The organism is Vibrio sp. 1CM8B, assembly GCF_023161685.1.
Lineage (GTDB): Bacteria > Pseudomonadota > Gammaproteobacteria > Enterobacterales > Vibrionaceae > Vibrio > Vibrio coralliirubri.
Map to the genome: position 1 here is coordinate 28830 of NZ_JALNTU010000006.1, position 18620 is coordinate 47449.

Here is an 18620-nt window from a genome sequence, read left to right on the forward strand (position 1 = left end):
CTCTCATAGCGGAAGTTTCTTCTCATACTCTTCTTTAATATACACCCTGACTTAATTAATACATTCAGGGATAACAAATTATGATGTGGTTTCTTACCTGTGTTGCAGCACTCATTGGTGGCTACTTTATTTACGGTGCCTTTATCGAGAAGATCTTCGGTATCAATGAAAAGCGTCAAACACCCGCTCACACCAAGCAAGATGGCGTGGACTACGTTCCAATGTCGACGCCAAAGGTTTACCTAGTTCAGCTGCTTAACATTGCAGGTGTAGGTCCAATCTTCGGCCCTATCATGGGTGCCCTTTACGGCCCAGCAGCGATGCTTTGGATCGTGCTAGGTTGTATCTTCGCAGGTGCAGTACACGACTACTTCTCAGGTATGTTATCTATCCGTAATGGTGGTGCTTCAGTTCCAACCATCACTGGACGTTACCTAGGCAATGGCGCAAAACACTTTATGAACATCTTTGCCATTGTTCTACTGCTTCTAGTTGGTGTGGTATTCGTATCTGCTCCTGCAGGCATGATCACTAACCTAGTGAACGACCAAACTGATTTCGCGATGTCCGCAACAACCATGGTTGTTATCATCTTTGCTTACTACATCATCGCAACGATTGTCCCTGTCGATAAAATCATTGGTCGCTTCTACCCACTGTTCGGCGCACTACTTATCTTCATGTCTGTAGGCCTAATCACTGCGATTGGTCTATCTGACGAGCACCAAATCATGGGTGGCTTCGAGATGAAGGACATGTTCACCAACATGAACCCGAATGATCTACCACTTTGGCCTGCTCTATTCATCACTATTGCTTGTGGTGCAATCTCTGGCTTCCACGCAACTCAGTCTCCTTTGATGGCGCGTTGTATGGAAAACGAGAAGAACGGTCGCTTCGTATTCTACGGTGCAATGATTGGTGAAGGCATCATCGCTCTAATCTGGTGTGCACTTGCTCTGTCATTCTTCGGTTCAGTTGAGTCTCTATCTGATGCAATTGCAAACGGTGGCCCTGGTAACGTGGTATACAGCGCTTCATTTGGTCTACTGGGTGTATTCGGCGGTATCCTTGCTTTCCTTGGCGTGGTTATCCTACCAATCACTTCTGGTGACACAGCATTCCGTTCAAGCCGTCTTATCCTTGCTGAATACTTCAACATGGAACAGAAAACACTGCGTAACCGCCTACTGATGGCTTTACCACTGTTCGTTATCGGCGGCATCCTGACTCAAGTTGATTTCGGTATCATCTGGCGCTACTTCGGTTTTGCTAACCAATCAACAGCAGTAATGATGCTATGGACAGCTTCGGCTTACCTACTTCGTCACAATAAACTGCACTGGGTAACCACGGTTCCAGCAGTGTTCATGACGTCTGTGTGTATCACATTCATCCTGAACAACAGCCAACTAGGCTTCGGTCTACCAATGCAAATCTCGACCATCATTGGTGTGGTGAGTGCTCTTGGTGTTGCGGCTTACGTTATCAAGATTTCAAAAGGTAAAGGTGATATCGACCTTGCTGATGAAGAAGAGAAAGAAGCAAAAGGCGTCACCAAAACTGCCTAGTTCTTTCAGACTCTTAATATAAAGAGACACGTCTTCATAGAGAGACAAAAGAACAGCCAAACACACTTCGCTTGCTCACGTAATCACCCAGTGATTCGTGGAAATTAAGACTAAAGCCCGTCCTCTGTGATGGGCTTTACTGTATCTCAGCATTAGTACATCAATATTGAACTTAGCCTGACAAGCAATCGTCGCTCGATATAACCAACGAAAACACAAGCAAAGCTACCGTTACCACGCAATGAGCTTTACACTTAACAAGCGTCTCAATAGGTGAAAATATGGAACTCATTCTCTCTCTGCTGCAACAAACCTGTGTCTACTTAGTGATTGCTTACATGCTAAGTAAAACGCCATTGATTCTCCCTTTGTTGAGCATCTCTTCACGCTTAAGTCATAAAGTCAGCTGTTATGTTCTGTTTTCTCTGTTCTGTATTATGGGCACCTATTTTGGACTGCAGATCAATGACGCGATAGCCAACACGCGCGCGATGGGGGCGGTAATGGGTGGTCTGTTTGGCGGCCCCGTGGTTGGCTTTGCCGTCGGCTTTACTGGCGGTATTCACCGCTACTCATTAGGTGGCTTTACGGACTTAGCTTGCGCTATTTCCACCACAGCAGAAGGCTTGATTGGCGGCCTATTACACGTTTACTTAGTCAGAAAGAACAAAGCCAGCCAACTGTTTAATCCGTTAGTGGTTTTCTCGGTAACCCTGTTTGCAGAGATCATTCAAATGCTGATTCTACTGGCGGTCGCAAAACCATTTGAGCAGTCCTATGCTCTGGTTTCCGACATTGCTGCGCCAATGATCATCGCTAACTCGGTCGGTGCTGCGTTGTTCATGAGTATCATCCAAGATAGAAAAACCATCTTCGAAAAGTACTCGGCTACCTTCTCACGCCGCGCATTAACCATCGCCGAGCGTTCAGTAGGTATCCTACATGGCGGCTTCAATTCTGATAACGCACAAAAAATCGTACGTATCGTTTATGAAGAGACCAATGTTGGGGCGGTAGCGATTACCGACCGAGAAAAAATCCTCGCGTTCGTCGGCATTGGTGATGAACACCATATTCCGAATACCCCGATTTCATCGCAAAGCACGCTCACTTCGATGGAACAGAACGACATCATCTATCTTGATGGCAAAGAGAACCCATACCAATGCTCCCTATCGCAGGATTGTAAATTGGGCTCTGCGCTAATTATTCCATTGCGCGCGGGTAATGAAGTAGTCGGTACCATCAAGCTCTATGAGCCAAAGCTGAAACTATTCTCGACCATCAACATGTCGATGGGGGAAGGTATCGCTCAGCTATTGTCGAGCCAGATCCTCTTTAGCAACTATCAGCAACAGCAAACGCTACTGACACAAGCAGAAATCAAACTGCTGCACGCTCAAGTGAATCCGCACTTCTTGTTTAATGCGCTTAACACCATTAGCGCAGTAACACGTCGTGACCCAGATAAAGCTCGAGAGTTGATTCAGCACCTGTCTCACTTCTTTAGAAGCAACCTAAAGCAGAACATCAACACCGTGAAGCTCAAAGACGAACTGGCACACGTCAACGCTTACCTGACCATAGAGAAAGCACGCTTTACCGATCGACTAGAAGTGGAATGGGATATCGACCCGCAGTTATACGAGTCACAACTACCAAGCTTTACCCTGCAACCATTGGTTGAGAACGCCATCAAGCATGGCATTTCGAACATGCTAGAAGGTGGCACAGTGAAGATCTATAGCGAGGCTTTCGAGGGTGGATTCAAGTTAACCGTTGAAGACAATGCAGGTAATTATCAGAAGCCATCTCAAGATCATGTAGGATTAGGGATGGAAATTGTTGATAAACGACTCACTAATTTCTTTGGACAAGATTCAGCACTAAAAATAGAATCTCAACCACAGCAATTTACTCGAATGAGCTTTATCATACCTATACTCAAATAATGGTATTTTCGGAGACAAATCGCTCCGAGTTGAAATAAATAGAAGTAGACATTTAAAAGATAAGCGTGAATCAAGCAGGGATAGAACCAAGATGAAGATTGTAGGATGTTAAAGGCATTAGTTGTCGATGATGAGCTTTTTGCTCGCGAAGAGCTGATTGAGCTACTGACCGAAACCGGAGAAGTAGAAATCATCGGCCAAGCGAGTAACGCGATCGAAGGACTGAAACAGATCAACCTACTCAAGCCTGATGTCGTGTATTTGGATATCCAAATGCCGCAGGTTACCGGGATTGAACTGTTAAGCATGCTTGACCCAGACACCATGCCTTACGTGGTATTCGTTACCGCCTACGACCAATATGCGATTCAAGCCTTTGAAGATAACGCTTTTGATTACCTACTTAAGCCAGTCGAACCTTGTCGATTAAACAAGAGCGTTTGTCGCCTGAATAAGGTCATCAAGCAAAACCAGAAAGCACCAGAACAGAACATCTCAGCGATTGCTCCCTGTCACTTAGAGCAAATCCCGTGTATCGGTCATAACCGCATTGTGATCATGGCAAGCCAAACGGTCGAGTGCGCCTATTCCGATATCAGTGGTGTGCATGTTCGTAGCTCATCGCAAACCGCGACTTCACAGTTAACGCTAAAGATCTTGGAAGAAAAAACCGATTTGATCCGCTGTCATCGCCAATATTTGATCAACATAAAATCGATCCAAGAGATCAAACTATTAGAGAATGGATTAGCGGAGATCATTACACTGACCGGCTTTGAAGTCCCTGTTAGCCGTCGTTACTTAAAGACTTTAAAAGAGCAACTCGGTCTCCAGTAACGAGTTAGAAGTTAGACGACTTGTTCCAAAGCACGATCAAAAAAGCCAACGTATCAACGTTGGCTTCCTGCTGTTTACAAATCAATAGTGTTTACGAATCGCTAGTATCACGAATCGATCTTGTCACCAATCAATAGAGATTAGTCGACTTGCTTAATCTGCAGCTCTTTTGGTACTTCAAAGAACATGTTCTCTTCACGACCTTGAATCTCTTCAACGTCAGTCGCACCCAATTCACGAATACGATCTAAGATTTGGTTTACTAGCTCTTCAGGCGCTGAAGCACCCGCTGTCACACCGATTTTCTTTTTCCCTTCAACCCACTCTGTTTGAATGTCTTCAGGGCAATCGGTTAGGTAGCCTGGTGTGCCTAGTTTCTCAGCTAGCTCTTTTAGACGAGTTGAGTTAGATGAGTTCTTAGAACCAACAACAATCACTACATCAACGTCATTCGCCATCTCACGAATTGCGTCTTGACGGTTTTGAGTCGCGTAACAGATATCGTCTTTGCGTGGGCCTTGAATCTCAGGGAATACTCGACGTAGCTCTTCAATCACATCAGCTGTTTCATCAACTGATAGCGTGGTTTGGCTAACGTAGTGCAGGTTACTCGGATCGTTCACTACTAAATTCTGTACGTCCTCTGGTCTTTCAACCAAGTACATACCACCCGTTTGGCTCGCGTACTGACCCATGGTGCCTTCCACTTCCGGGTGACCTGCGTGACCAATCAGTACTACTTCCATATGTTTGCGGCTCGCACGAGCAACCTCCATATGAACTTTAGTCACCAAAGGACACGTTGCATCAAATACAGTCAGTTCGCGCTCTTTCGCTTCTTTACGAACCGCTTGAGAAACACCGTGAGCCGAGAAGATCACGATGTTGTCGTCTGGCACTTCACTCAGTTCTTCGACAAAAATAGCACCACGCTGCTTGAGCCCCTCAACAACAAAGCGGTTGTGTACCACTTCATGGCGAACATAGATCGGTGGCTGATACATTTCGAGTGCACGCTCTACGATGCTGATCGCACGATCGACACCAGCACAAAAGCCACGAGGGTTAGCTAACATTATTTTCATTTCATTGCTCATCATTTACCGCGGTACTAAGGTTGTTTCTATAGAGTTCGCCGTCAGCGAGGTTCGCATTCTACAGTGAAGCGTCTAGACAGTGAAGCTCTGGGTGACATCACAGCTGTAAGGCGATGTTATTCTACTGTTAAGGTAGTGATTAACAGCTAAGATAGTTAGTCCACCGCTAAGATATTGACGTCAAAGGTAACGTCTTGACCAGCGAGCGGGTGATTAAAATCAACCGTCACTGAATCACCTGCGATCTCAGTAATAATACCTGGAATTTCCATACCGTCAGGACCAGAGAATGCCATGATAGTGCCCACTTCAACTTCAGAGTCGCCAACAAACTTAGCACGATCCATATAGTGAATATGATCTGGGTTTGGCATACCAAACGCGTCTTCCGCCTTCAGTTCGATAGACTTTTCAGTGCCGGCTTCAAGTCCAAGTAAGCACGCTTCAAAGTTCTCACTTAGGCTGCCATCGCCCATGACGAACTTCGCTGGCTTGCCCATATTTTCCGTACTATCGGCAACTGAACCATCCTTCATTTTAATCGTAAAATGTAGAGTTACTGCTGAATCATTTTTAATTGCTGCCACGTTACTTTCCTTAGATTTCTTTATTATTTGAGGATGCGCTGTGCTTTGCTTCCTTGTTGACTGAAGCATAAAAAAAAGCGCCGTCGGAATCAACCGACAGCGCTTAGGGCTATTCTATTCTGTGAGTCATAGACTGACTTTGAGGCAAGCTATTTACTTTCGTCTTTCTTACGAAAACCATCTAAGATGATCATCGCAGCACCGATACAGATTCCCATATCCGCTAAGTTAAATGCAGGCCAGTGGTAAGTGCCCCAGTAGAAGTCTAAGTAATCGACAACAAAGCCATGTACGACTCGGTCAAACACGTTACCTACTGCACCACCAATGATGATCGCATAAGCAATGTTATTCCACTTCTCTGCTGCTGGTAGTTTGCTCATCCAGTACGTCAGCATGCCAGTTACCGCAAATGCGATACCCGTAAATAACCAACGCTGCCAACCACTTTGATCACTCAAGAAGCTAAACGCTGCACCGTAGTTATGCACGTACAAAAAGTTAAAGAATGGCAACACCTCAATACGGTTTGCCCAGCCATAACCCATGTTGTCCATGACAAAGAGTTTAATGCCGATATCAGCCAAGAAGACCAATAGAGCCAGCCATAACCAACGTACACCAGATTGTTTTAACGAAACTTCACTCATTTCTATTCCTAGTATTTACGAAGTTGGTATTCATTGTTGTCACCTTAAGTGACCTTGATTACCAACTTGGTTAAACACATTTCCTATAACTAAAAATAACCCCAGTTGATACTGGGGCTATGATTTTTACAAAAAGTTCAGTCTTTCTCTGAGTCGTTATGCGAACTTACGCACTTCGCCTTCACCGTCGATGTTCGACACACAACGACCACAAACTTTCTCGTGACCTTCGATAGTGCCTACATCTGGAGTGTGGTGCCAGCAACGGTCACACTTCTCAGCTTCAGTAGCCGCAACTTCAACGAATAGACCAGCAACGTCTGTCGCTTGCGCTGCATCAGACTTCTCGTTCAGTGGCTTAACAACAGCTGCAGAAGTGATAAGTACGAAACGTAGCTCATCTTCTAGCTTGTTGATTTTAGCCGCTAGTGCATCGTCAGCGTATAGAGTAACTTCAGCTTGCAGTGCACCACCGATCGTTTTCTCTTTACGAGCATCTTCAAGAAGCTTATTCACTGCGCCACGAACAGACTGGATTTCAGTCCAGAATTCATTGCTTAGCTCTTCGCCTTCTGCAAGACCAAATAGACCTTCGAACCACTCACCTGTGAATACGAACGTGTCGCGCTCACCTGGCATTTCATTCCAGATTTCATCTGCAGTGAACGACATGATAGGAGCCATCCAACGAACTAGAGCTTCTACGATGTAGTAAAGCGCCGTTTGACAGCTACGTTGAGCATGGCTGCCCTGCTTCGCTGTGTACTGACGGTCTTTAATTACGTCTAGGTAGAAAGAGCCCATTTCGATAGAACAGAACTGCATTAGACGTTGAGTCACACCGTGAGTGTTGTACTCGCCGTATGCTTTAACAATTTCTTCTTGTGCAGCTTGAGCACGGCCAACAGCCCAGCGATCAAGTGCAACCATCTCTTCAGCAGGTACTAGGTCAGTTTCAGGGTTGAAACCGTTCAAGTTCGCTAGGAAGAAACGAGCCGTGTTACGAATACGACGGTAAGCATCCGCTGAACGCTTCAGGATTTCATCAGAAACCGCAACTTCACCCGTGTAGTCTGTAGAAGCAACCCATAGACGCAGGATATCTGCACCTAGCTTGTTGGTTACATCTTTAGGAGCAACAACGTTACCGATAGATTTAGACATCTTACGGCCGTTACCATCCACCACGAAACCGTGTGTTAGTACTTGCTTGTACGGTGCTTCGTCTTTCATCGCGATAGATGAAATTAGAGAAGACTGGAACCAGCCACGGTGTTGGTCTGAACCTTCAAGGTAAAGATCAGCACTGTGAGTACGCTCTTCGTTCGGGAAGTTGTACTCTTCACGAGAATCAACAACAGAGAAGTGCGTCACACCTGAGTCGAACCATACGTCTAGCGTATCCATTACTTTTTCGTACTTATCAGCGTCTTCTGCGCCCATAAGTTCAGCAGCGTCTACATCCCACCAAGCTTGAATGCCTTTCTCTTCAACTAGCTTCGCTACTTTTTCAATAAGCGCTGGGCTTTCTGGGTGAAGTTCTGCTGTTTCTTTATGAACGAACAGAGCAATTGGCACACCCCAAGTACGTTGACGAGAGATACACCACTCAGGGCGACCTTCAACCATGCCTTCGATACGGCTTTGACCCCATTCAGGCAACCACTCAACACTCTTGATTGACTCTAGAGCTTTAGCACGTAGGCCAGCTTGATCCATAGAGATGAACCATTGTGGTGTTGCGCGGAAGATGATTGGAGTTTTGTGTCTCCAACAGTGTGGGTAGCTGTGCTCGTAAGCGTGGTGATGCAGAAGTGCACCTTTTTCTTTTAGAACTTCTAAAACAGAGTCGTTCGCTTTAAATACGTGCTGACCAGCAAATAGCTCAGTATCTGGCAGGTAAACGCCGTTTGAACCAACTGGGTTAGCGATTTCTAGGTTGTACTTTTTACCAACCACGAAATCCTCTTGACCGTGGCCAGGCGCAGTGTGAACCACACCAGTACCTGAATCTGTTGTAACGTGGTCGCCAAGAACTGCAGGAACAGTAAAGTCGTAGAACGGGTGGTTGAACTGAGAAAGCTCAAGATCAGCACCTGTAGCAAAACCAAGGTTATGGAAATGCTCGATACCTGCACGGTCCATTACGTCTTTTGCTAGATCAGAAGCAACAACGATACGTTGAGCAGGCTGGTCGCCATTCGCTTCAACTTGGATAAGCACGTATTCAAGATCATCACGTAGACATACTGCGCGGTTAGCAGGCAGAGTCCATGGTGTTGTCGTCCAGATAACGATAGAAATTTCGCCCTGACCTGCGTGGCCTTCAGCTAGAGTAAATTTCTCTAGAAGAGCCGCTTCGTCAGCTGCTGTAAATTTCACATCGATAGATGGAGAAACTTTATCTTTGTATTCAACTTCAGCTTCAGCCAGAGCAGAACCACAGTCAGTACACCAGTGAACTGGTTTAAAACCTTTAAGAAGGTGACCTTTATCTGCGATTTTGCCTAGAGAACGAATGATGTTCGCTTCTGTTCCGAAATCCATAGTGCGGTAAGGTTTGTCCCACTCGCCCATGATGCCAAGACGTTTGAAGCTCTCTTTCTGACCTTCAACTTGACCCGCAGCGTACTTACGACACTCTTCGCGGAATTCAGCAGCCGAAATCTTCTGACCAGGCTTACCTTTCTTCTTCTCAACCATTAGCTCGATTGGAAGACCGTGACAGTCCCAACCAGGGATGTACGGTGCATCAAAACCAGAAAGGGTCTTAGATTTGATAATAATGTCTTTAAGAATCTTATTCAGCGCGTGGCCAATGTGAATGTCGCCGTTCGCGTATGGAGGGCCATCATGCAGTACGAAAGATTTTTTACCTTTCTTTGCCTTACGGATTTCGCCGTAAAGATCTTCTTTGTACCAACGCTTCAGCATTTCTGGCTCACGATTTGCCAGATTGCCGCGCATTGGGAACCCTGTTTCTGGTAAGTTCAGGGTATCTTTATAATCACTCATCGATTCTTAATTCCGTTATATTGGGCGAAGTTAGACATTATGTTAACCGGTGGAATCATCCGATTAATTCTTTAGCTGAAGCAGCCACACCCTTGCGGCTTCAGCATCCAATTCTATTTGATTCTTTAGTGCGTCGAACGATTCAAATTTTATCTCGTCGCGTAGTTTGTGCAAAAGTCGTACTTCTAACTGTTTACCATATAAATTGGCTTTAAAGTCAAAAAAATGCACTTCTAATTGCTGCCTGACCCCATTAACTGTTGGTCGTTGTCCAATATTAGCCACGCCACCGACAGGAACACCGTCGATATCCAAAGCTTCAACAACATACACTCCCGATACAGGAGAAACACAACGCTTTAATGGAATATTAGCGGTAGGGAAACCGATAGTTCTCCCTAGTTTTCGACCATGGGACACTCGACCACTAATACTGTAATCACGTCCTAACATGGTAGCACTTGCAGCCAAGTCATCGACCGCTAATGCATTTCGTATCTCAGTACTGCTTACTCGTAATTGGTTTAAGCAATAGCTTTGGGTGCTGACCACCTCAAAACCGTACTTCTCGCCCGCCTCTTTGAGCATAGCGAAATTGCCAGTGCGACCTTTACCAAAGCAAAAATCGTCACCAACCACCAAGAACTTCACACCAAGCTTATCAACCAAAAGATCCTTAATGAACGCTTCCGCGGATAAACTTGCAAAATACTGATTAAAATTAACACACAATAAGCGACTGATATCTAGCTTGCTCAATTGCACATATTTATCTCGTAAGCGAGTTAAACGTGCTGGCGCTCTATCTCGGGCAAACAGCTCCATAGGCTGCGGCTCAAACGTCATAACAACAGAAGGTAGCCCTAATGCTGCAGCTTGTTTAGAAACCTGACTCAGAACCTCTTGATGTCCTAAATGAACACCATCGAAGTTACCTATGGTTAATACACAGCCATGATGCTGCGCTTTAATATTGTGTATACCTCGGATCAGTTCCATTATGATCAGCTAAAACCTGTTATTTGCATCATTTATTGTGTGAAACCGACGGATTATATACTAATCAGTATTAATCTGTCGCTGCTTTTAAATGTTTTACTCGGATACCTAAAATCAGTACCGAAACAATATAAACAAAGCCACCAAGTCCAATCAAGCCTGTTAATGTCAGCGCTCTCTGGCTAAAGCTCCATTCAAGCCAATGTTGCATATTATCCAGCTGCCATAAAATAGCCGCTACCATCACCACACCTGAGATAATTAACTTGGCACTGAACAACAAGGTTGTCTTAGTTAATTGATACACACCCGCAAGGTGTAATCCTCGATATAACAACGCCATATTCACAAAGGCAGACAGTGCCGTCGCAATCGCCAAACCCACATAACCATAGAAATAAGCAAAGATCGCGTTAAACACCATATTGGTCACCATAGCGATAATGCCGTACTTAACCGGTGTTTTGGTATCTTGGCGAGAGTAGTAACCCGGAGCTAAAACTTTAATCAACATGAAGTTAAGCAAGCCTGATGCGTAAGCTACCAATGACATCGATGCCTGCTGTACATCGTGTGGAGAGAACTCACCGCGCATGAATAGCACCATCAGCATTGGTTTAGCTAAAACGATAAGACCTAACATCGCAGGAATACCAAGCAGCAAAACCATGCGCACGCCCCAGTCCATGGTATGCGCGAATCCTTCCCCTTGAGCATCTACGTGTTTACGAGATAAAGCAGGAAGAATCACAGTCGCAATCGCGATACCGAATAAACCGAGAGGAAATTCAAGCAGTCGGTCTGAGTAGTACAACCAACTGATAGAGCCTGTTGCGAGGAAGCTGGCAATAAAGGTATCAAACAATAAGTTGATTTGACTGACCGATACACCGAACAAAGCAGGGATCATTAATGTGCGGATCTTAACCACGCCCGGATCTCGCCAACCCCACTTCGGCTTAACCAACACACCCGCTTTGATCAAGAAAGGCATTTGGAAAAGGAATTGGACTAAGCCACCAAGAAACACACCAATGGCCAAGCCAATTTCTGGTTGTTCTAAATTAGGAGAAATAAACCACGCAGCGCCTATGATCATCACGTTCAAGAACACAGGGGTAAAAGAAGAGACCGCAAACTTACCTAATGTATTAAGAATGGCACCAGATAAAGCAACAAAGGTGATAAACCATAAATAAGGAAAGGTAATCTTGAGCATAAAGCTCGCTAGCTCAAATTTTGGCGCTGATGGGCCATCATTTAGCCAGTCGATAAACCAACCCGCACCAAACATCGCGGTGATCACGCCAGAGCCCAAGACCCCGATAACGGTGACAATAGAAACTAAAACCCCGAGCGTACCCGACACCTTAGCAATTAAATCTCGTGTCTTATCTTTATCACCAGCGGCGTGATATTCCGTTAATACAGGAACAAACGCTTGAGAAAACGCACCTTCTGCAAAAAGTCGACGTAAGAAATTAGGAATTTTATTAGCGAAGAAAAATACGTCGGCACTCGCTCCTGCCCCCATCAAATTTGCTACTACTACATCACGTACTAGCCCCAATACACGGGAAACAAAAGTCATTGCGCTGACAATCAGGCCTGACTTTAATAGTCGTTTACTCACAGAAACCTCTGACACTGGTTGATTACTTTCAAGCGAGGATAAATACTATCCTGTCCTAAGAAGCATATTTATTAGCATTGGTCTAAAAATGCTGTTAGAATCCCCGCCATCTTAACCGCGATGACCTTTCCATACCAAAGTTTGTTTGGCTACGATTGGTTTTTGCACAAATCATTTGACAATTAAGCGCTAATGAGGGATAGTCCTCGCCCTTAAATTGTCACCGAACTAAGTTTTTGGGAGTTAGACCCTTGGCAAACAGTAAATCTGCTAAGAAGCGCGCTATCCAAGCTGAGAAACGTCGCCAGCACAATGCTAGCCGTCGTTCTATGATGCGCACTTACATGAAAAAGACTATCGCAGCTATCGCAGCTGGTGATAAAGAAGCTGCAACTGCTGCTCTTGTAGAAGTTACACCACTTCTTGACCGTATGGCGACTAAAGGCCTTATTCATAAGAATAAAGCTGCACGTCATAAGTCTCGTTTCGCTGCTGCAATCAAAGCTCTTTAATAGAAATTTGATTACAACGCAAAACGAAAAAAACCGGCCTAGGCCGGTTTTTTTATATCTAAATTTTGAGTAACGCTTTTATTTTACGTGCTAACAGCCGTTTTTCTGACCGATAAACAATTTAAGCAGATAGATAAAACAAACAATCAGAAAAATAAATAGAGAAGCAAATTGGTACGTAGATAGATAGGTAGATAGGTAGATAGGTAGATAGGTAGATAGGTAGATAGGTAGATAGGTAGATAGGTAGATAGGTAAACACTAACGTTCAATGTGAAATACTAACACTTCCTTGTGTCATTCTATCGCTGATAAGAAATCTCCCTCCCACCAGCAATAAGCTACTTGCAGTAAATACCATGCAGTAGGTTAATCATCGCTTTTACTTCTTCACTACTCAATGTGTAATACACAGTTTGAGCTTCTTTGCGAGTTTCGACCAAACCATCTCTTCTCAACCAAGCAAGATGTTGAGATAAAGCAGACTGACTCAGTTCCAACTTGCCACACAACTCCCCAACCGACAGTTCAGTACCATGTAATAGGCACAAAATCTGTAAGCGACGCTCGTTAGCCATGGCTTTAAGTAGAATCACAGCTTGTGCTGAGTTCTTCTCCATCTCTTTTAAGTTCATAGTTTGGCTCCCTACAACCTTTACGCCAACTACGGGCTATCAGTATTTCCGGCATATGGTGGAACTATGATAATCGATATCAATTCATTAACAAACTAACTCATTCGAACAATTTGCTAAAATCTGCGTCACATACGTTTTTTACTGCTGGATGTTGGATCATCCTCTCAGCAAATATGACGTAGTACTCCTCTTTTAATTCTTCAATACCACCTAATAGTTGCAGTGATGTGTCTTCTTCCACTTCAGACATATAAAGCGTCGGTGCTAAGAATATCGCGTCATGATGGTAACGAGCAAAAGCCTTCATCAATGCGGCATCATCAAACTCACCTAAAATATCTGGCTTAAGTCCTTGTCTATCAAACCATTGCAGCACTTTACGCCCCATTGAGGTTCGGCTACCAGGGATCAAAAGCTTTCTTTGCTCCAATACAGCAGGGAAATTAACACCTTCAACCTGACCTGAACTAAAAAAGCTCATTCCACTCTCACCCAACTTTTTACTGAACAGGCCCGGGCTTTGACTAGAGTCCACCGGACAGTCAGACAAAATCATATCGAGCTTATGTTGAGATAGTTGCTCAAGTAGCATTTCATGGGTCGATTCAAAACAGCGTAAATGAATGCTGTTATCTGGAGGGATGGTCGACATCAATATCTTACTGACGAGCCTTTTAGAGAGCGCATCCGCGACGCCAACATCAAACAGAATATTAGAGTGCTGGCTGTAATTCACGATATCCAGCATCTCGTAACTCAAGCCAAACATACGATCGGCATATTTAAAGACCAGTTGCCCAAGCTCTGTAGGCTCCACACTTCGGCCATTACGCTTGGTCAACTTGCCATCCATGCGCTCTTCCAAGGCTTTTATCTGCCCCGTTACCGTTTGTGGTGTTAGAAATAGGGCTTCTGCAGCTTTAGTAACAGAGCCTTGCTTGCAAACCATCCAGAAGTAATACAGATGGTTGTAGTTGAGATGCGACATAGATGTGCCGTAATAAAAGAGTAGATACCCTTTTATATCAAATATGACACCGCCACTCAACAAACTCGGAAAAACCTAAACAAACATAGATTTACCACTTATTTTCTCGAAGTGTCTGATTTCATAATGTAATATTTCAGCGATTATTTTCAATTTTTATCTAACTTTTAAGATCTATATCACCTATAGAATTACTGTTAAAAATTAAATTAAAACAACAACTTAAAATAACCACATTAGCTATGGGAATATTTAAAGAGTAAATCATCACAAAAAAGTCGCACCTAAACCAAAATGTAATATTACTGAAATATTTCCCCTCTAACATCACGCTCAGATTAAACAAACAGACCAAACACAGACTTAAACGGTCCAATGGAGAAAACATTATGAACCAAGCTACTACTGCAGCAGCGCCTATCTCGAGCACTACTCGTTGGCTACGCTGGGCTAACTTGGCATTCATGCTTTACCTACTATTACTTTCAGTTTCAATGGTTGGTACAGGCTTCAAATGGGCAACAGGCGAGCAAGCAAAGGTTCTTTTCGAATTTGCTTCACACCCAGTTGCAGGCTTAATGATTGGTTTAGTAGCAACAGCGCTTATTCAATCATCAAGTACAGTTACTTCAATTATCGTTGGCCTTGTGGCAGGTGGTTTACCTGTTGAGCTAGCAATTCCTATGATCATGGGTGCTAACATTGGTACTACGGTAACCAATACGCTAGTTAGCCTTGGTCACGTTCGTTGTAAAGAAGAGTTCAAACGTGCATTCGCAAGTGCGACAATCCACGACTTCTTTAACCTATTAGCCGTTGCTATCTTCCTACCACTAGAGATGGCGTTTGGTATTCTAGAGAAGATTTCTCACTGGTTGGTATCTCCGATGTTAGCAACAGGTGATATGAGCATGGGTGGTCTTAACTTCATCAAGCCAATCACTAAACCAGTAGTAAGTGCGATTAAAGAGCCTCTATCAACATTTGGCGACACTGTTGGCGGCATCATGCTTATCGTTCTTGGTATCGCAACTATCTTCGTAGCTATCACTGTAATGGGTAAGCTGATGAAGAGCCTAATGGTTGGTCGTGCTCGTGAGATTCTAAAGAACGCAATCGGTCGTGGTCCAATCCACGGTATCGCTTCTGGCTCTATCGTGACTATCCTTGTTCAGTCTTCTTCTACGACAACAAGCTTGATGGTTCCACTAGTAGGTTCAGGTGTTCTTAAAGTACGTGACGTTTACCCATTCACTCTGGGTGCAAACATCGGTACATGTATTACGGCTCTACTTGCAGCTACAGCAGTGTCTGGTGAGTTCGCAGTATTCGCACTACAAATTGCTCTAGTACACTTGGTGTTCAACATCATGGCAACGGTATTCATCTTCGGTATTCCGTTCCTACGTGAACTACCTGTTAAAGCCGCTGACTTGATTTCAGACATGGCTGTGAAGAACAAAGCTGTAGTGGCTGGTTACCTTGTTGCGGTATTCCTTGTACTGCCTGGTAGCGTGTTAGCTCTTACCGCTTAATAGCAAAATAAACATCGCTTATAGCAAAGCCCGCAACCTCCTAGGTTGCGGGCTTTTTCTTTTAAGGAACAGATACGAGTGAACGAGTAACAAAGAGCAAAAGCAGATACGGGATTCGGGTAGCGAGTAACGAAAAGCGACTGCCTCTCATTATCTGCGTTTGATATTCAGTATCTCACTGACTCAAATCTAAACACGCTCTTCGTATCCCGCATCTCGTTTACTCGTATCTAAACATCCGTCATTCCCTACTGCGAGGTACGAGCGTGATAGGGAATCTGCCTAACACATAACATCCCGAGATTCCCTACTCCTTCCTTCGTCAGTCTAGGGAATGACGCGTTAAAAGCAGATACGAGATTCGGGTAAACGAGTAACGAAAAGTAACTGCCTCTAATTATCTGCGTTTGATACTCAGTATCTCACTGACTCAAATCTAAACACGCTCTTCATATCCCGCATCTCGTGTACTCGCATCTAGCTACCCTACTTACCTTGCTCATTACGCAGATACATAATGGCAACCATGCCAAAGCCGATAAGTTGCCATAGATACTGCCCGTCGCTTGCGCCTGTGATGGTTTGAGTGAAAGCCATACAAGTCGTCACAAACAGAGAAGCAAAGGCAGCATAGAGTAACCACGGACGCTCTTTGCCCACCATGAACTCACCGGCAAGTACCGAGCGAATAACCAATAAAAATGGCACGCATTGCAATGCAATCAGAATCGGGAACATAAAATCGAACGTTGGGCTCAGCAGAGCATGACCGATTTGGCTCTTATCCCAAGTGCCAACAATGTAGCCTTTCCAGCCAGTCCAAGTGTCTCCCGCATAAGCAGTATCGGGTGTAACGAAGCCAAGTAGCACGCCCATCACTTTATCGATAAAGCCATTTTTGAACCAAAAGACGAATAAGAAGATCTGAATTGGAATGATCTGAAAAGCAAACTTCTTCAACATGTGTGTACCCCAAATAATGAATGATTTGGTGATCAGTATGTGGAAGTCGGTGTTTTTACGCTTGATGCAAGGCAATCGAGCCTGAGTCCAAACAATAATCAAACATGTTGAGAAGCCTGTTGGCACAAGGGCACCTTGCGGCAAGTGCCGTTGCCATCAGCTCTCACGAAACACTTTCGCTTAAAAACGAATTTCGTGGTTTAGGAAAGGTTTGTTTTTTATAAAGATTCAATAAGATCAAACAGTTGACCGTCATGCTCCTTTTGCACTTCGGTATAGCGTTGATAGTTGTATTGCGAACCTTTTGGGTTGTCCGACAGCTTGTCAGTCACACTGAGCAGATAAAAACTGATTGGGCTCGGTGTACTTTCGGCCGCATAAAAAAGGTAAGGGAAAGCTTGATTGGCGTGTTGGTTGATTAACAATGCAAGACCCAAGGTAAGATTAGCGATGTCACAACGTGGGTTCATCTCGAAGGCTTGCCTTGCCAGTTGCAGTGCGTGTTCGCGATCTTCTTGCTCATGATTTTGCAAATAAGCCAAAGATTCCGAATACGACAGTAACGCATTGACCAGATAATTATCTCGCCCTTGTTGTTGAATCGTATCCAACTGAAGTGCTATTTCCTCAAATGGCTGACCACCTTTTCCTTGGTAGAACAACGATATCCCCTCAGAGATAACACTCCAATCATCGTAGTTATCAATAGAGGTCACTCGATGACTTGCCACACCGTATTCTGAGCTGATTGGAGCAATAATGGCTTTGATCTCGAGAATCACATCCCCAATGGCATCGAAGAAATTATCTTGGCTAAAGCGCTTTTCCACTTTCTGACTTTGATTGGGTTGGCGGTTATTTTGTACAAGCACGCTCAGTACATACTCTCCACCCTTTTGCTTGAGCCAACCTTTGAGCTCAACACCATTATTGGCAAGTGATTGCTTACCCTGCTTCGATAGCTGAGAAAAGTGGTAACCCGATAAGTTTTTTGCCGAGTTCAGCCCGTAGAAAAGATAGTTATAAACGCTTTCTGACATCTCATAATCGTTCGCAGAATCGAGTGTTATGTCATGGATATAAACAGGAATCACATCACTTTGATTAGCAGAAATAACAGCTGTGTCATTGGTTGGGAGATCGGGTTGCCACGCCCAAGTTGCTATTAAGCCAACTGAGAATACTGCGGTTGTAATCAGGGCGATGATTTTCTTTTTGGATTTAGCAACAAAAGGTTCAGATTCAGATTCAGATTCAGATTCAGGCAGAGAGACGTCCTCAACGGGAGTTGGTTCTACGCTCGGCTGAAACACCTCAACATCGAACAGGTAACCTTGCTTAGGAATAGTCTGAATAATCCGATACGGGCGTGACTTATCCTGAAGCTGACTGCGCAGCAAGCTGATGACCTGTCTGACCAAGTTGTCAGACACTTGAGTTCTTTGCCACACATCCGCGGCTATCTGTTGAGTGCTAACCACTTGCCCGCGATTTTCGATGAAATAGCTGAGCAACTTTGCCTGCAATGGCTCTAAATGAATCGCTTCACTATCCACCACTAACTGATTTTTATCAGGGTAGAAAGTAATAGGAAAGTCGTGTTGCAATACAAAGCAATGCGAGCGAGTCATAGTAGTTCTGTA

Annotated in this window: 15 protein-coding genes; 5 read left to right on the top strand and 10 right to left on the bottom strand. The window is 44.4% G+C overall.

Translation table 11 applies throughout. The features are described 5' to 3' along the window. The first annotated feature begins 80 nt into the window (after positions 1–80). The 3 genes from MSG36_RS13730 (at position 81) to btsR (ending at position 4360) form a co-directional block, all read left to right on the top strand. Complete coding sequence (locus MSG36_RS13730; protein ID WP_050651904.1) at positions 81–1571, top strand: carbon starvation protein A; 1491 nt, start codon at positions 81–83, stop codon at positions 1569–1571. Between the two features lie 281 nt (positions 1572–1852). Beyond that, positions 1853–3523, top strand: a complete 1671-nt coding sequence (locus MSG36_RS13735) for a sensor histidine kinase (RefSeq protein ID WP_248368402.1) — start codon at positions 1853–1855, stop codon at positions 3521–3523. A 105-nt stretch (positions 3524–3628) separates the two neighbouring features. Continuing rightward, the gene (gene btsR / locus MSG36_RS13740; protein ID WP_017106772.1) at positions 3629–4360 is read left to right on the top strand and encodes a two-component system response regulator BtsR; all 732 of its coding nucleotides are present in this window, start codon (positions 3629–3631) and stop codon (positions 4358–4360) included. A gap of 140 nt (positions 4361–4500) precedes the next feature. On the opposite strand, the gene ispH is transcribed toward btsR, so the two are convergent. The 6 genes from ispH to murJ form a co-directional block, all read right to left on the bottom strand. Then, positions 4501–5457, bottom strand: coding sequence for a 4-hydroxy-3-methylbut-2-enyl diphosphate reductase (gene ispH, locus MSG36_RS13745; protein ID WP_048606853.1), 957 nt, complete (start codon positions 5455–5457; stop codon positions 4501–4503). Positions 5458–5612: 155 nt separating this feature from the next. Next, positions 5613–6044, bottom strand: coding sequence for an FKBP-type peptidyl-prolyl cis-trans isomerase (gene fkpB / locus MSG36_RS13750; RefSeq protein ID WP_082151324.1), 432 nt, complete (start codon positions 6042–6044; stop codon positions 5613–5615). A gap of 149 nt (positions 6045–6193) precedes the next feature. Next, positions 6194–6694 (bottom strand): signal peptidase II, encoded by a 501-nt coding sequence (gene lspA / locus MSG36_RS13755; RefSeq protein ID WP_004735054.1) that lies wholly within the window; start codon positions 6692–6694, stop codon positions 6194–6196. Positions 6695–6850: 156 nt separating this feature from the next. Beyond that, positions 6851–9709: an isoleucine--tRNA ligase gene (gene ileS / locus MSG36_RS13760; RefSeq protein ID WP_248368404.1), complete on the bottom strand. Its 2859-nt coding sequence runs from the start codon at positions 9707–9709 to the stop codon at positions 6851–6853. Positions 9710–9772: 63 nt separating this feature from the next. Next, entirely contained in the window at positions 9773–10708 is a 936-nt protein-coding gene (gene ribF / locus MSG36_RS13765; RefSeq protein ID WP_017062867.1) for a bifunctional riboflavin kinase/FAD synthetase, read from the bottom strand. Positions 10709–10778: 70 nt separating this feature from the next. Further along, positions 10779–12341, bottom strand: coding sequence for a murein biosynthesis integral membrane protein MurJ (murJ, locus tag MSG36_RS13770; RefSeq protein WP_032545655.1), 1563 nt, complete (start codon positions 12339–12341; stop codon positions 10779–10781). A gap of 251 nt (positions 12342–12592) precedes the next feature. On the opposite strand from murJ, the gene rpsT reads away from it, so the two are divergent. Next, positions 12593–12853 carry a 30S ribosomal protein S20 gene (gene rpsT / locus MSG36_RS13775; RefSeq protein WP_004739529.1) on the top strand — a complete coding sequence of 87 codons (261 nt, stop codon included), beginning with the start codon at positions 12593–12595 and terminating at the stop codon, positions 12851–12853. Positions 12854–13194: 341 nt separating this feature from the next. Here rpsT and MSG36_RS13780 read toward each other — a convergent pair whose 3' ends face one another. Further along, positions 13195–13488 carry a metalloregulator ArsR/SmtB family transcription factor gene (locus MSG36_RS13780; protein WP_004735028.1) on the bottom strand — a complete coding sequence of 98 codons (294 nt, stop codon included), beginning with the start codon at positions 13486–13488 and terminating at the stop codon, positions 13195–13197. Between the two features lie 100 nt (positions 13489–13588). Further along, positions 13589–14479 carry a transcriptional activator NhaR gene (gene nhaR / locus MSG36_RS13785; protein WP_048615016.1) on the bottom strand — a complete coding sequence of 297 codons (891 nt, stop codon included), beginning with the start codon at positions 14477–14479 and terminating at the stop codon, positions 13589–13591. 389 nt (positions 14480–14868) lie between these two features. Between nhaR and MSG36_RS13790 the strand changes: the two genes are divergently transcribed. Then, positions 14869–16014 carry a Na/Pi symporter gene (locus MSG36_RS13790; RefSeq protein WP_050635078.1) on the top strand — a complete coding sequence of 382 codons (1146 nt, stop codon included), beginning with the start codon at positions 14869–14871 and terminating at the stop codon, positions 16012–16014. 486 nt (positions 16015–16500) lie between these two features. Here MSG36_RS13790 and MSG36_RS13795 read toward each other — a convergent pair whose 3' ends face one another. Next, entirely contained in the window at positions 16501–16977 is a 477-nt protein-coding gene (locus tag MSG36_RS13795) for a hypothetical protein (protein WP_248368516.1), read from the bottom strand. Between the two features lie 218 nt (positions 16978–17195). After that, the gene (locus MSG36_RS13800; protein ID WP_248368405.1) at positions 17196–18608 is read right to left on the bottom strand and encodes a winged helix-turn-helix domain-containing protein; all 1413 of its coding nucleotides are present in this window, start codon (positions 18606–18608) and stop codon (positions 17196–17198) included. Positions 18609–18620 lie beyond the last annotated feature (12 nt).